Annotated in this window: 15 protein-coding genes and 1 pseudogene; 11 read left to right on the top strand and 5 right to left on the bottom strand. The window is 69.0% G+C overall.

Features of this window, described 5'->3' with window-relative positions; genetic code table 11:
- The first annotated feature begins 49 nt into the window (after positions 1-49).
- A complete protein-coding gene (locus tag ICG51_RS12085; RefSeq protein ID WP_190280596.1) occupies positions 50-808 on the top strand; it encodes an enoyl-CoA hydratase/isomerase family protein in 759 nt (252 codons plus the stop codon).
- A 38-nt stretch (positions 809-846) separates the two neighbouring features.
- Here ICG51_RS12085 and arsC read toward each other — a convergent pair whose 3' ends face one another.
- The 4 genes and pseudogenes from arsC to ICG51_RS12060 all read right to left on the bottom strand — a co-directional run bounded on the left by arsC (position 847) and on the right by ICG51_RS12060 (position 3,691).
- Positions 847-1,209, bottom strand: a complete 363-nt coding sequence (arsC, locus tag ICG51_RS12080; RefSeq protein ID WP_190280595.1) for an arsenate reductase (glutaredoxin) — start codon at positions 1,207-1,209, stop codon at positions 847-849.
- Complete coding sequence (locus ICG51_RS12075; protein ID WP_190280594.1) at positions 1,206-2,063, bottom strand: sulfurtransferase; 858 nt, start codon at positions 2,061-2,063, stop codon at positions 1,206-1,208. Before ICG51_RS12075 ends, arsC begins: the two co-directional genes overlap by 4 nt.
- Positions 2,051-2,868: pseudogene (locus ICG51_RS12070) on the bottom strand (CoA pyrophosphatase). The gene ICG51_RS12075 and the pseudogene ICG51_RS12070 overlap by 13 nt, the downstream one beginning before the upstream one ends.
- Positions 2,869-2,962: 94 nt before the next feature.
- Positions 2,963-3,691: an FKBP-type peptidyl-prolyl cis-trans isomerase N-terminal domain-containing protein gene (locus tag ICG51_RS12060; protein ID WP_190280591.1), complete on the bottom strand. Its 729-nt coding sequence runs from the start codon at positions 3,689-3,691 to the stop codon at positions 2,963-2,965.
- 207 nt (positions 3,692-3,898) lie between these two features.
- Between ICG51_RS12060 and ICG51_RS12055 the strand changes: the two genes are divergently transcribed.
- Genes ICG51_RS12055 through nth form a run of 3 tightly spaced genes read left to right on the top strand, consistent with a single transcriptional unit; the run spans position 3,899 to position 5,786 of the window.
- Positions 3,899-4,681: an enoyl-CoA hydratase-related protein gene (locus tag ICG51_RS12055; RefSeq protein ID WP_190280590.1), complete on the top strand. Its 783-nt coding sequence runs from the start codon at positions 3,899-3,901 to the stop codon at positions 4,679-4,681.
- A gap of 41 nt (positions 4,682-4,722) precedes the next feature.
- The gene (locus ICG51_RS12050; RefSeq protein WP_190280589.1) at positions 4,723-5,094 is read left to right on the top strand and encodes a hypothetical protein; all 372 of its coding nucleotides are present in this window, start codon (positions 4,723-4,725) and stop codon (positions 5,092-5,094) included.
- Entirely contained in the window at positions 5,091-5,786 is a 696-nt protein-coding gene (gene nth / locus ICG51_RS12045) for an endonuclease III (protein WP_190280588.1), read from the top strand. Before ICG51_RS12050 ends, nth begins: the two co-directional genes overlap by 4 nt.
- Positions 5,787-5,908: 122 nt before the next feature.
- Here nth and ICG51_RS12040 read toward each other — a convergent pair whose 3' ends face one another.
- Positions 5,909-7,222 (bottom strand): porin, encoded by a 1,314-nt coding sequence (locus ICG51_RS12040; protein ID WP_190280587.1) that lies wholly within the window; start codon positions 7,220-7,222, stop codon positions 5,909-5,911.
- A gap of 290 nt (positions 7,223-7,512) precedes the next feature.
- Between ICG51_RS12040 and pstS (ICG51_RS12035) the strand changes: the two genes are divergently transcribed.
- The 7 genes from pstS (ICG51_RS12035) to ICG51_RS12005 all read left to right on the top strand — a co-directional run bounded on the left by pstS (ICG51_RS12035) (position 7,513) and on the right by ICG51_RS12005 (position 13,813).
- Positions 7,513-8,517 (top strand): phosphate ABC transporter substrate-binding protein PstS, encoded by a 1,005-nt coding sequence (gene pstS / locus ICG51_RS12035; protein WP_223809598.1) that lies wholly within the window; start codon positions 7,513-7,515, stop codon positions 8,515-8,517.
- Between the two features lie 157 nt (positions 8,518-8,674).
- The gene (gene pstS, locus ICG51_RS12030; RefSeq protein ID WP_190280585.1) at positions 8,675-9,742 is read left to right on the top strand and encodes a phosphate ABC transporter substrate-binding protein PstS; all 1,068 of its coding nucleotides are present in this window, start codon (positions 8,675-8,677) and stop codon (positions 9,740-9,742) included.
- A gap of 63 nt (positions 9,743-9,805) precedes the next feature.
- Positions 9,806-10,777, top strand: coding sequence for a phosphate ABC transporter permease subunit PstC (pstC, locus tag ICG51_RS12025; protein ID WP_190280584.1), 972 nt, complete (start codon positions 9,806-9,808; stop codon positions 10,775-10,777).
- Positions 10,774-11,637 carry a phosphate ABC transporter permease PstA gene (gene pstA, locus ICG51_RS12020; RefSeq protein WP_190280583.1) on the top strand — a complete coding sequence of 288 codons (864 nt, stop codon included), beginning with the start codon at positions 10,774-10,776 and terminating at the stop codon, positions 11,635-11,637. Before pstC ends, pstA begins: the two co-directional genes overlap by 4 nt.
- Positions 11,630-12,466, top strand: a complete 837-nt coding sequence (gene pstB, locus ICG51_RS12015) for a phosphate ABC transporter ATP-binding protein PstB (RefSeq protein WP_190280582.1) — start codon at positions 11,630-11,632, stop codon at positions 12,464-12,466. Before pstA ends, pstB begins: the two co-directional genes overlap by 8 nt.
- 80 nt (positions 12,467-12,546) lie before the next feature.
- Positions 12,547-13,251: a phosphate signaling complex protein PhoU gene (phoU, locus tag ICG51_RS12010; RefSeq protein ID WP_190280581.1), complete on the top strand. Its 705-nt coding sequence runs from the start codon at positions 12,547-12,549 to the stop codon at positions 13,249-13,251.
- Between the two features lie 97 nt (positions 13,252-13,348).
- The gene (locus ICG51_RS12005; protein WP_190280580.1) at positions 13,349-13,813 is read left to right on the top strand and encodes an EF-hand domain-containing protein; all 465 of its coding nucleotides are present in this window, start codon (positions 13,349-13,351) and stop codon (positions 13,811-13,813) included.
- Positions 13,814-13,815: the final 2 nt, after the last annotated feature.

Below are 13,815 nucleotides of genomic sequence, written 5' to 3'. Positions count from 1 at the left end.
CGCCGACGCGCACGCCTATGATGGCCGCACGTCGCCCAGGAACCCGCCCATGTCGCTGATCGAATCCACCGTCCACGGCCAAGTCCACGAGCTGCGTCTGGCGCGCCCGCCGGTCAATGCACTGAACCCGGAGCTGTGCGCCGACCTGGTGCAGGCGCTGCGCGAAGCACCGGCGCGTGGTGCGAGGGGCATCGTGCTGGCGGGTGGGCCGAAGGTGTTCTCCGCCGGCCTGGACGTGCCCTACCTGCTGTCGCTGGGCGAAGACCGGGATGCGCTGCTGCGGGCTTGGACGGTGTTCTTCCAGGCCGCGCGGGCGCTGGCGGAATGCCCCGTGCCGGTGGTGGCGGCGATGGCCGGCCACGCGCCGGCTGGTGGCTGCGTACTGGCGCTGTGCTGCGACTACCGCATCCTCGCCGACGGCCCCTATCGCATCGGCCTGAACGAAACCCAGGTGGGCCTGGTCGCCCCGGAAGGCATCCAGCACCTGCTTGCCCGCGTGGTCGGCCCGCATCGCGGCGAGCGCCTGCTGGTGGCCGGGGCGATGCCGGACGCCCAGCAGGCGCTGCAGATCGGGCTGGTGGACGAGCTGGTGCACATCGACGACGTCGCCACCCGCGCGCGGGTCTGGCTGGAGGATCTGCTGCAGCTGCCGCACATGCCGATGCTGGAGACCCGCGCGATTGCCCGCCGCGACGTCATCGCCGCGCTGGCGGACGACCGCATCGACCTGCCCCGCTTCGTCGCCCAGTGGTCGCATCCCGACACGCAGGCGGCGCTGCGCGCGATGCTGGCGCGAATCGGCAAGTAGTCGCCGGTGTGCGGCCGCGAGGCAGCGGCCGTGATTCGCTACAGCAACTCCAGCACCGTTTCCGGCGGCCGGCACAGGCGCACGCCCTTGGGCGTGAACACGAACGGGCGGTTGATCAGGATCGGCGCAGCCACCATCGCCTCCAGCAGCGCGTCGTCGGACAGGGCCGGATCGGCCAGCCCGCGCGTCGCGTATTCGGCTTCCTTGCTGCGGATCGCCTCGCGCACGCTGAGCCCGGCATCGGCAATGGCCTGGCGCAGCCGCGCCTTGGCAGGAGGATTGGCCACGTAGTCCACGATCACCGGCTCGATACCGGCGTCGCGCAGGAGCTCCAGCGCGCCGCGGGAGTTGCTGCAGCTCGGGCGATGCCAGATTTCCACGTTGCGTCCTTGCGCGCTCATGCCCCGGTCGCCACCGGCCGCCGTTGGTCAGCCAGCCAGCCGCTCCACGAACCGGTGAACAGCTTGGCGCCACGCAGCCCGGCGCGCTCCATCGCCAGCAGGTTGTGGCAGGCGGTGACGCCGGAGCCGCACATCACCACGACCTCGGACGGATCGCGCCCGGCCAGCAGTGCGCGGTACTCGTCGGCCAGCTGCATCGGCGACTTGAAGCGGCCCTCGACCATGTTCTCCGCGTACGGCCGGTTGACCGCGCCAGGGACGTGACCCGCCACCTTGTCCAGCGGCTCTTCCTCGCCGCGGAAACGCGCCGCCGCCCGCGCATCGACCAGCATCCCGCCTGCGGCGAGATGGGCTTCGACCGCTTCGGCATCGAGCAGGCGCGAGGTGTCGAAGTTCGCGACGTAGCGCTGGCTGGCCGGCTCGCGCGGCAGCGAAGACGCCGGCAGGCCCAGCGAGGTCCAGCGCGTCCAGCCGCCATCCAGCACCGCGACCTTCTCGTGGCCCAGCGTGCGCAGCAGGAACCACAGCCGCGCGGCGTAGGCGCCATCGCCATCGTCGTACGCCACCACCTGCGAACTGGGGGCGATGCCCCAGCGGGTCAGCTTGGCGCAGAAGGTTTCCGCGTCCGGCCACGGATGCCGACCCTCGCCCTTGCGGGACATGTCGGAAAGATCGCGCTCGAGGTGCGCGTAGGCAGCACCGGGAATGTGCGAACGGTGCCAGGACTGCTCGCCCAGATGCGGATCGAGCAACGAGAAGCGGCAGTCGACGATCACCAGGTCGGGGCGCTCCAGCGCCACCGACAGGATGTCCGCCTGCACCAGGGTAGTCCATCCGGCCATCACACCCTCCATTGGTTCGAGCCAGCCAGCCGCTCGCGCAGGTTGTACAGGATCGAGGCGGTCGCGCCCCAGATCCGCTGCGGCTGGTAGCGGTATTGGAACACGTGGCGGGCGCGGCCGCCGAACTGCAGTTCGATGGTGTCCAGCTGCCCCGGGTCCAGCAGCATTTCCAGCGGCACTTCGAACACTTCGGCCACCTCGCCCGGCTCCGGCACCGGCTGGAAACCCGGATCTACCACCACCACCGTTGGCAGCACGCGAAAGCCGGTGATGGTCAGCAGCGGATCGAGATAGCCCAGCAGCCGGGCCTGCGCGGCCTGCAGGCCCACCTCCTCGCGCGCCTCGCGCAGCGCCGCAGCGGCCGGGCTGGGGTCGTCGGGCTCGATACGCCCGCCGGGGAAGCTGACCTGGCCACCATGGTGGCGCAGGCCGTCGGTGCGGCGGGTCAGCAGCACGCCGGCGCCAGCGGCGCGCGGGATCACCCCGACCAGCACCGCCGCCGGGCGCGGCGCGACCGGCTGGGCCAGCCCGGCCAGATCGGCGAGGTTCCACGGCGCCGCCGAGGGGGGCGCATCCAGCGGATGCAGGGCGCCGCGCAGCCATTCGGCAAGCGCAACGGCGTCCATCAGGCGTCCTCCGCCACTGCCGGGCGCGCCGGCAGGACCACGTCCATCAGGTGCAGGCGGGCGGCATCGTCCAGCGTCGTCCACGCTGCAACTTCGTCGCCGGTGCGGCGACAGCCGCGGCACAGTCCGCCCTCATCCAGCGTGCAGACGCCGGTGCAGGGACTGAGCACGGCGCGGAACAGATCACTCATGCCGCACATGGTAGCGCCGCAAACGCGATGCGCCGGCACATGGCCGGCGCATCGGGACTTGCAGCGGTGCCGCGCCAGCGCGCGGCGAACCGGATTACTTGACCGAGCCCAGCTCGATCTGCATGGCCACGGCCTGCTGCGCGAACTGCTGGTTCTGGTTGCCGCCCAGGCCCTTGCCCGGCGGGATGACCACTTCCCAGACCGCGCCCTGCTGCATCAGCGGCAGGGTTTCCTTCAGCGCCGGGATCGGCGCGTCCGCAACCTTGAACGCCGGCGGGGTCTGCACGCCGCTCAGCGGAACGCCAACGGCCGCCAGGAAGCTGCGGAAGGCAATCTGCACTTCGCTGGTGGCGGTCGGCTTGGCGCCGGTGCCGGCCTTGGCCACGCGGTACATGATGCCGCTGGGCAGGGTGATCACGCCCTGCTCGGCCTTGAACTTGGTGACGAAATCGCCGGACTGCGCCTGATTGTCGGCCAGCGCCTTGCGGAACGCTTCCTGCGCCTTGATCTCCATGCGCTGCTGGAAGGCGGAGTAGGCGGTGCCCAGCTGCTGCTCGGTGTAGGCCGGCTGCTTCTTGGCGAAGGCATCCTGCACGCCGCGCACCACGGTGGCGATGTCGACCGGCTCGCCGGTGTTGGCCAGCTCCTGGCCGAGCTGCCAGCCGAAAGCATAGCTGGCGTGGGTCTTGTCGACCGCCGGCGGCGCGGCGGGCGCGGCGGTGGCGGGCTTGGCGGGGGCCGCTGCCGGCTTGGTCTGCGCCGAGGCGATGCCGGCGGTCAGGGTCAGGGCCGCCGCACTGGCAGCAATCGCACGCAACTTCATCCACAACCTCGTATGTCGAATGAGGCCGCCAACGCGGCCCGCAGGAATCCGGCGCAGGCCGGAGGTTTCGCCGCGACCGGGCGGAATGCCCGTGCGCGACACGTTAGGATACTGGCCCCGGCACTTGACGGCTACCGGCACCCCTCTGCGACCCGGCCCGGCCCTCGAAGTTCCCTCCCGGCACACGAAATCCGACTGGACCCCTGCATGAGCGACCACCTGCTGCTGATCGACACCACCGACGGCGTGCGCACCATCCGCATCAACCGCCCGGACAAGCTGAACGCGCTGAACGCCGCCACCCTCGACGCGCTGGACGCGGCCTTCGCCGACGCGGCCGGCGACGACGCGGTGCGGGTGGTGGTGTTGACCGGCGCCGGCCCCAAGGCGTTCGTGGCAGGCGCCGACATCGCCGAGATGAATGCGCTGACGCCCGTGCAGGGGCGCGACTTCTCGCTGCGCGGCACGCGGATGATGCGGCGGGTGGAAAAGCTGAACAAACCGGTGATCGCGATGATCAACGGCTTCGCCCTGGGCGGCGGGCTGGAGCTGGCGATGTGCTGCCACCTGCGCGTTGCCGCCGACACCGCCAAGGTGGGCCAGCCGGAAATCAACCTCGGGCTGATCCCCGGCTTTGGCGGCAGCCAGCGCCTGCTGCGCCTGTGCGGCCGCGCGGCGACGCTGGAACTGTGCCTGACCGGCGCCCCGGTGACCGCCGAGCGCGCACTGCAGCTGGGCATCGTCAACCGGGTGGTGCCCGCCGCGGAGCTGGAAGCGGACACCATGAAGCTGGCCGCGCAGCTGGCCAACGCCGCGCCGCTGGCGCTGCGCGGGATGCTGGACTGCGTGAACATCGGTGGCGAATGCGGCATCGAGGAAGGGCTGGAATACGAGTCCGCGCAGTTCGGCCTGATGTTCGCCACCGAGGACATGCGCGAAGGCACCTCCGCGTTCCTCGAAAAGCGCAAGCCGGCATTCGCGGGGAAGTGAGTCCGCCCCGCTCCCGCGCCCGCGGGAGTGGCGAGAAAACCATGTCCACCCCCTGCCCGACCTGCGACTGCAACGCGAAGCATCCGGCCCATCGGCTGCTGGCGTCGCTGTGCGAAGGCGATCTCGACGCGGCGATGACCCTGGGCCTGCTCGACGCCATGCCCTGTCCGTCCTGCGCAGCCGGTTGCAGCGCGCAACTGGTCGCCGCGCGCGACGCCCGGCGCTTCGCGCTGGCCGCGCGGCAGCGGCACCACGCCCGCGCCGAACGGCTGGCGCGGATCAAGGCTGAACGCGATGCCGCGCGTCGCACCGCCGCTGCGCCAACGGCCCAGCAGGCCACACCCCCACTGCCCACGGCCGCAGCCGATGCACTAGCGCGGGCGCTGGCGAAAGCCAGGGCGCGCCACGCATGAGCCCGGCACCGACACCGCGCGCGGCGCGCGGCAGCAAGCTCACGTCCGCTGAAATCACCGAGATGTTCACCCGCCTGCGCGCGGGCGACCCGCACCCCACCACCGAGCTGGAATACACCACCCCGTTCGAGCTGCTGGTGGCGGTGGTGCTGTCGGCGCAAGCCACCGACGTCGGGGTCAACAAGGCCACGCGCCGGCTGTATCCCGCCGCCAACACGCCAGCAGCGATCCTGGCGCTGGGCGAAGACGGCCTGAAGGGCTACATCAACACCATCGGCCTGTTCAATGCGAAGGCGGCCAACGTGATCGCGCTGTGCCGGCTGCTGCTGGAACGCCACGGCGGCGAGGTGCCGCGCACGCGCGAGGCGCTGGAAGCGCTGCCCGGCGTGGGCCGCAAGACCGCCAACGTGGTGCTCAACACCGCGTTCGGCGAGCCCACCATCGCGGTGGACACGCACATCTTCCGCGTCTCCAACCGCACCGGGCTGGCGCCGGGCAAGGACGTGCGCACAGTCGAGGACAAGCTGGTGCGGCTGGTGCCGGCCGAATTCGCGCGCGATGCGCACCACTGGCTGATCCTGCACGGGCGCTACACCTGCAAGGCACGCAAGCCGGACTGCGCGCGCTGCGTGCTCCACGACCTATGCCGCTGGCCGGACAAGGGTCCGTCGGCGCAGCCCGCCGCGCCCTGAAGAACACCCGGCGCGACGTCGCTAACCCTGAACCCTGCGGAAGATGGCGCACACCGAAGGCTGCGCAAAAAACGACGCCCCGCAGACGCGGGGCGTCGTCTATGGCATGCCGGGAGCGATGATCAGAACGCGAACTGCGTGCGCAGCGCGATCTGGCCCGGCTCGTCGCCGGTCTTGTCATTCTTGCCCTTGGTGTAGTTCAGCATCACCCGCATGTTCGGGTTGATGTAGTAGTTCAGGCCGATCAACGCCGAAGTGGTCTTCATGTCGTTGACGTCCTTGTTCTCCATCACGTCGTAGCGTGCGGTGAGTTCCCACAGGCCGGACTCGCCGACCTTGGGTGAGCCGAACACGCCGGTGGCGCCCTTGTACGCCTTCAGGCCACCGTTGAGCATGAAGCTGCCCTGCACGTAGTACGCGTCGACGTCCTGCGAAGTGCCGTTCGCCTGACCGTAGCTGGCGCGCGCGTACTCCGACTGCAGGAACAGCGGACCGTTGCGGAACGCGGCTTCCAGACCGAAGGTGTCGATCTGCGAATCGTTGCCGCCGGTGCCGGCGGTGGTGGTGGCCATGGTCTGCGAGGGACCGCGGCGGCCGGCGTAATGGGACACGGCCGACAGGTTCGGGGTGCCCTTGTTCAGGTTCTCGTGGCTGTACGAACCGCCCAGGTGCAGGGTGGTGGTACCGGTATCGATCGGCGCCCAGGTGCCGCGCGCGGAGAAGCCCAGACCCTCGGTGCGGGCGGTCGGCGCGCTGCGCATGTTGAACGCGCTGACGCCGAAGGTGTAGCTGTCGCCGGCGCGCAGGTAGCCCACGCCCTGCTGGAACTGGCGGCCGTTGTAGAGGCCGGTGGCGGAGGTGCTGGGGCGCTCCATCATCAGGATCTCGTTGGAGCTGGTCAGCTCTTCCATCGAGCGGTACGGCTTGAAGTGGCCGATGGTGAGCTTGCCGCCCATCATGTTGCGGGCGATGTACATGTCGCGGATGCCGTCCAGGTTGGTGCCGGCGGAGAAGTCCTGCTCCATCTTGTATTCCCAGCCGTAGGCCTTGCCGGACAGGGTCAGGCGGGCACGACGGAACTCGGTGGTGTCGGTGGTCGCCGCCACGTCCTTGTCGAAGCTGTATGCGTCGAAATGGATGCGGCCGCCCAGCGAGGCCTCGAAGTTCTTGTCGGCCGAGGTCACCTTCAGGCCGCCCTTGGTCTCCACCTTCACGCTGTTGTTGGTGAGGTTGTCGAGCTGGGTGGCGGTGTCGACGTTGACTTCCGACTGCGCATCGTTGCGTTCTTCCAGGCTCTGGATCTGGGCCTGCAGCGCGGCGATCTGCGCCTTCAGCTCGGCGATGTCCTGGGCGCTGGGGGCACTCTGCGCGGCGACGTTGAAACTGACGGTGCCGGCGATCAGGGCGATCGCGACGGCCAGACGGGTGGGACGCATGTGGGAACTCCGTTGTGATGGAAAGCTGTCTTGTGGGCAGCGCGCGGGTCTCCGCCTCGCGTCACCTGCAGCACGCATTTGACGCGCCATCGGTTGCAGTTTTATTTCCCTTGCGCGCTTTTCTTCACGCGGCCGCCGGCCGCGCGCCACGCCGATCCCGCGCAACCGTCATGCCACCGTCACACGACTGACCCGCGGGCGTCACGCAAGCGCGATGGAATGCGCCACGAACCGGGCATCGCCCCGTCGCATCCGCTCACCAGGAGTTCTTCGTGTCCAAGTCCTTCAAGATCCGCATCGCCGCGCTCGCGCTGGTGACCAGCCTGTCCGCCGGCCTGTCCGCCAGCGCCTTCGCGTCCGACGTCACCGGCGCCGGCGCCTCCTTCGTCTACCCGGCGATGTCCAAGTGGTCGTCCGACTACAAGGCCGCGACCGGCAAGGAAGTGAACTACCAGTCGATCGGCTCCGGCGGCGGCATCGCCCAGATCAAGGCCGGCACCGTGGACTTCGGCTCCTCCGACAAGCCGCTGCCGCCGGCCGAGCTGGCGCGCTCGGGTCTGGCGCAGTTCCCGTCGGTGATCGGCGGGATCGTGCCGGCGTTCAACCTGCCCGGTATCGCCGCCGGCGCCATGAAGCTGGACCCGGACGTGCTGGCCGACATCTTCCTCGGCAAGATCAAGATGTGGAACGACCCGCGCATCGTCGCCACCAACCGCGGCCTGAACCTGCCGGCGCAGAAGATCACCGTGGTGCACCGCTCCGATGGTTCCGGCACCACCTTCAACTTCACCAACTACCTGTCCAAGGTCAGCCCGTCGTGGAAGACGGAGGTCGGTGAAGGCACCGCGGTGAAGTGGCCGGTCGGCATCGGCGGCAAGGGCAACGAGGGCGTGTCCGCCTACGTCAAGCAGATCCGCGGCAGCATCGGCTACGTCGAGCTGGCCTACGCGATCCAGAACAAGGTGTCCTACTCGCGACTGAAAAACGCCGCCGGCAATTACATCAACCCGAGCGACGACAGCTTCGCCGAGGCCGCCGCCAGCGCCGACTGGAAGTCGACCAAGGACTTCTTCCTGATCGTCACCAACGCACCTGGCGAGAACGCCTGGCCGATCACCGCCACCAACTTCATGCTGGTGCACAAGAACAGCAAGCCGGGCACCAAGGCCGCGCTGGACTTCTTCCGCTGGGTCTATGCCAACGGCGATGCGTCCGCCGCTTCGCTTGGCTACGTCCCGCTCCCCGACTCGCTGGTCCAGCAGATCGATACCTACTGGACCCAGAACGTCAAGTAAGCCGCATTCCGTATACCCCCCCTGTTGCGGGCCTTCGGGCCCGCTTTTTTTGGCCGTCGTCCGGCGGGAACCATGACACAACGCCTGCGATGGTCATCGGCCTGTCACAAAAACATCGTTTGATGTGCGCATCCGGCCATAGCCATCGAGATACGCCATGTTCCGCTCCGCCTTCCGCCTCACCGCCCTCTGCCTGACCTTGGCCACCGGCCTGGCCGCGTGCTCCGGGGGCAGTGACCGCACCGGTGCCGATGCCACGCAGGCCGACCGGGTTGCCGACGTCGTCACCGGCGCCGGCGCAAGCTTCGTGTATCCGCTGTTCTCGAAGTGGTCGTCCGACTACGCCAGGCTGAACGGGAAGCGCATCAACTACCAGTCGATCGGCTCCGGCGGCGGCATCGCCCAGATCAAGGCCGGTACGGTGGACTTCGGCTCCTCCGACAAGCCGCTGCCCACCGACGAGCTGGTGAAGGACGGGCTGGTCCAGTTCCCCTCGGTGATCGGCGGGGTGGTGCCGGTGGTCAACCTGCCCGGCATCGAGGCCGGCAAGCTGCGCCTGACCGGTCCGCTGCTGGCGGATATCTATCTTGGCAAGGTGACCCGCTGGAATGACCCGGCCATCGCCGCGGCCAACCCGGGCCTCGCGCTGCCGGCCGGGAAGATCAACGTGGTGCGCCGCTCCGACGGCTCGGGCACCACCTTCAACTTCACCAACTACCTCTCCAAGGCGAGCGCCGACTGGAAGGCGAAGGTCGGCGAAGGCACCACCGTGAACTGGATCGCCACCAGCGTGGGCGGCAAGGGCAACGAAGGCGTTGCCTCCTACGTCAAGCAGCTCAAGGGCGCGATCGGCTATGTCGAGCTGTCCTACGCCCTGCAGAACAAAATGGCCTACACCGCGATGCGCAATGCCGCGGGCCATTGGGTGCAGCCCGGCGCGGCGAGCTTCGCCGCAGCCGCTGCCAGCGCCGACTGGAAGAACGCGCGTGACTTCGCGCTGGTCATCACCGACGCGCCCGGCGCCGACGCCTGGCCGATCGCCGCCACCAATTTCATCCTGATGCGCCGGCAGCCGCGCGATCCCGCCTCGGCCGAGGCGGCCCGCGAGTTCTTCCGCTGGGCCTGGGCCAACGGCGGCGCGCAGGCAGCGGCGCTGGACTACGTGCCCCTGCCGCCCGAACTGGTGCGCCAGATCGAGGCGTACTGGGCCGGGCAGCCCGCCTGACGCCGCCGCGGACCGCCCCCGATTCCCACAGTGCCCGCCCCGCGGGCCTGACGAGCAGACCGAATGAGCGCCACCACCTCCGACCTTCCGATCGCCAGCCGCCGTGATGCGGCCGATTCGCGCCACGACCGCTGGTTCCGCTGGCTGCTGACCGCCACCGCGGTCTTCGTCCTGTTCAGCCTGGCCGGCGCCGCCCTCTCGATGCTGTGGGGCGGGCGCAGCGTCCTGTCGCACGAGGGCCTGGGCTTCTTCTTCTCCACCGACTGGAACCCGGTGGAGAACAAGTACGGCGCGCTTGTGCCGATCTACGGCACGCTGGTCACCGCGCTGATCGCGATGGTGATCGCGGTGCCGGTGAGCTTCGGCATCGCCTTCTTCCTCACCGAGGTGGCGCCGCGCTGGCTGCGCACGCCGGTGGGCACCGCCATCGAACTGCTGGCCGGCATCCCCTCGATCATCTACGGCATGTGGGGCTTCTTCGTGCTGATGCCGGTGATGCGCGAGCACCTGATTCCGTGGATGGACGCGCACCTGGGCCCGCTGCCGGTGATCGGCCCGCTGTTCCAGGGCCCGCCGATCGGCGCCGGCATGCTGACCTCCGGCCTTGTGCTGTCGATCATGGTGATCCCGTTCATCTCCTCGACCATGCGCGAGGTGTTCCTGACCGTGCCGGCGCGGCTTAAGGAATCGGCCTACGCGCTCGGCGCGACCAAGTGGGAAGTGAGCTGGGACATCGTCCTGCCCTACACCCGCTCGGCGGTGATCGGCGGCGTGTTCCTGGGCTTGGGCCGCGCGCTGGGCGAAACCATGGCGGTGGCCTTCGTGATCGGCAACAGCGTGTCTTTCACTGCGTCGCTGCTGGAGCCGTCGACCACCATCGCCGCGCTCATCGCCAACGATTTCGGCGAGGCCACCGAGACCTATCGCGCCGCCCTGCTGCTGCTCGGCTTCGTGCTGTTCATCGTCACCTTCATCGTGCTGGCGCTGGCCCGGCTGATGCTGCTCAACCTCGCGCGCAAGGAGGGCAACCGGTGAACGCCCCGTCCGCATCGCTGTACCGTAATCGCCGCATCAAGAACGCCGTGGCCATCGGCCTGGCCTGCGCGGCCGCGCTGTTCGGCCTGGCCTTCCTCGGCTGGATCCTGTGGACCCTGTTGGCGAAGGGCCTGGCGCACCTGAACCTGGCGCTGTTCACCCAGGACCAGCCGCCGCCGATGGAGGCCGGCGGCCTGCGCAACGCCATCGTCGGCAGCCTGCTGATGTGCGGCATGGGCGTGGCCATCGGCACCCCGCTGGGCATCGCCGCCGGCACCTGGCTGGCGGAGGTCGGCGGCCATCGCAAGCTCGGCACCGCGGTGCGCTTCGTCAACGACATCCTGCTGTCGGCACCATCAATCGTGCTGGGCCTGTTCGTGTACGCGGCCTTCGTGATGAACACCGGCGGCAATTTCTCCGCCTTCGCCGGCGCGCTGGCGCTGGCCTTCATCGTGCTGCCGGTGGTGGTGCGCACTACCGACGAGATGCTGAGGCTGGTGCCGGTGCAGATGCGCGAAGCCGCGCTGTCGCTGGGCGTGCCGCAGTGGAAGGTCACCCTGCAGGTGCTCTATCGCAGCGCGCTGCCCGGCATCGTCACCGGCGTGCTGCTGGCGCTGGCGCGGATCAGCGGCGAAACCGCGCCGCTGCTGTTCACCGCGTTCGGCAACGAGTTCTTCAGCCTCGACATCGGCGGCGCGATGAGCGCGGTGCCGCTGACCATGTACAAGTTCGCCGGCTCGGGCTTCGAGAACTGGGAGCAGCTGGCCTGGGCCGGCGCGCTGCTGGTCACCCTGTTCGTGCTGGCCACCAGCCTGCTGGCCCGCTTCATCCTCCTGCGCAAGCGCGCCGCCCATGACTGACCTCCGGACCATTCCGATGAACTATGCCCAAGCCGCCATGCAAGCGCCGCACGATGCCGCCCTGCCCCAGTCGCCGCCGGTGAAGCTGTCCGCCCGCGGGCTGAACTTCTGGTACGACAAGTCCCTGGCGGTCCGGAACATCAACCTCGACATCCCCGAGAAGCGCGTCACCGCGCTGATCGGCCCGTCCGGCTGCGGCAAGTCCACCCTGCTGCGGGTGTTCAACCGCATCTACGCGCTCTATCCCAAGCTGCGTGCCGAAGGCGAGGTGCTGTTGGACGGGGAGAACATCCTCGATCCGAAGTACCCGATGAACCGCCTGCGCAGCCGGGTGGGCATGGTGTTCCAGAAGCCGGTGCCGTTCCCGATGACCATCCACGAGAACGTGGCTTATGGCATCCGCCACCACGAACGCCTGGGCAGGGCCGAGCTGGACGTGCGCGTCGAGCAGGCGCTGCGCCAGGCCGCGCTTTGGGACGAGGTGAAGGACAAGCTGAAGGAAAGTGGGCTGGGCCTGTCCGGCGGCCAGCAGCAGCGTCTGTGCATCGCCCGCGCGGTGGCGCTGAAGCCCGACGTGCTGCTGCTGGACGAGCCGACCTCCGCGCTGGACCCGATCTCCACCGGCCGCATCGAGCAGCTGGTGGAGGAACTCAAGCAGGAGTTCACCATCATGATCGTCACCCACAACATGCAGCAGGCCGCGCGCGTGTCCGACTACACCGCCTTCATGTACCTGGGCGACATGGTCGAGCACGGCGCGACTTCGCAGATTTTCTCCAACCCGGCCAAGCAGCAGACCGAGGACTACATCACCGGTCGTTTCGGCTGACCAGGCCAGTCCACGCACACGTAACGACCCTCGTCCCCTTGCGGGGCACTTCCCCGGCCATCGGGAAGAAGGAGCAAGACATGAACGAACAGCACAGCCACATCGTCCGGAGCTACGACGCCGAGCAGCACGCGCTGCAGGGCGAACTGATCCGCATGGGCCTGATGGCCGCCTCCCAGCTGGAAGCAGCGCTCGAAGTGGTGGAACGCCGCGACGATGGCGCCGCCGAGCGGGTGGTCGCCAACGACGAAGCCATCGACGCGCTGGAACAGCAGGTCAACCACGACGTGATCCACCTGATCCGGCGCGGCCCGATGGCCACCGACCTGCGCATGATCCTGGCCGCGCTGCGGGTGGCTTCGGACATCGAGCGGATCGGCGACTACGCGGCGAACATCGCCAAGCGCTCGCTGGTGCTGAACCAGCTGCCGCCGCTGCCGCATACGCGCGGGCTCGGCACCCTCGGCAGGATGGCGGTGCAGCAGGTGCGCGACGTGCTGGAGGCCTACCGCGAACGCGACGGCGAGGCCGCGCTGCGCGTGCGCGCGCGCGACGCCGAGCTGGACACCCTCTACACCGGGCTGTTCCGCGAGCTGTTGACCTACATGATGGAGGACCAGCGCGCGATCACCGCCTGCACCCACCTGCTGTTCATGGCCAAGAACATCGAGCGGATCGGCGACCACGCCACCAACATCGCCGAGAACGCCTGGTTCCTGATCCACGGCGAGGAGCTGCTGCCGCAGCGCGACAAGCGCGACGAAAGCAACACCACCGCCGTCTGAACCACCCGGGACAGCGCGCCTGCCGGCGACTGGCCGCCCCGTGCCGCAAGCGGTAGGATCGCCCCACCATCAGGCGCATTCGCGCAAGGAGTCGACCATGTCGCAATCCCGCAATCCCCTGGCGCTGGTGATCGGCGCCGCCGTTGCCACCGGCGCGCTCGCCGGCCCGCTGTTCTCGATGGACGCGATGGCCCACGGCTACCTGCAGGATCCGCCCAAGGCCGCCGCCAGCGAGGGCAAGTGCGGGGAAGGCAAGTGCGGCGCCGGGATGATGGGCGCCGACAAGCCCGCCAAGGCCGACAAGGCCAAGCAGGAAGGCAGCTGCGGCATGGCGCAGAAGGACACCGACAAGGACGGCCGCATCTCCCGCGCCGAGTTCGCCGCTGCCCACGCCGGCAAGGACACGATGTTCCCGAAGATCGACACCGACGGCGACGGCTTCATCAGCCAGGCCGAAATGGACGCGCACCATGCTGCCATGAAGAAGGACGGCAAGGCCGCCGGCGAAGGCAAGTGCGGGGAAGGCAAATGCGGCGAGGGCAAGTGCGGCGGCAGCATGTGAGC

The organism is Thermomonas sp. XSG (assembly GCF_014678725.1).
GTDB lineage: Bacteria > Pseudomonadota > Gammaproteobacteria > Xanthomonadales > Xanthomonadaceae > Thermomonas.
This window is presented reverse-complemented; position numbering and strand designations above follow the sequence as displayed.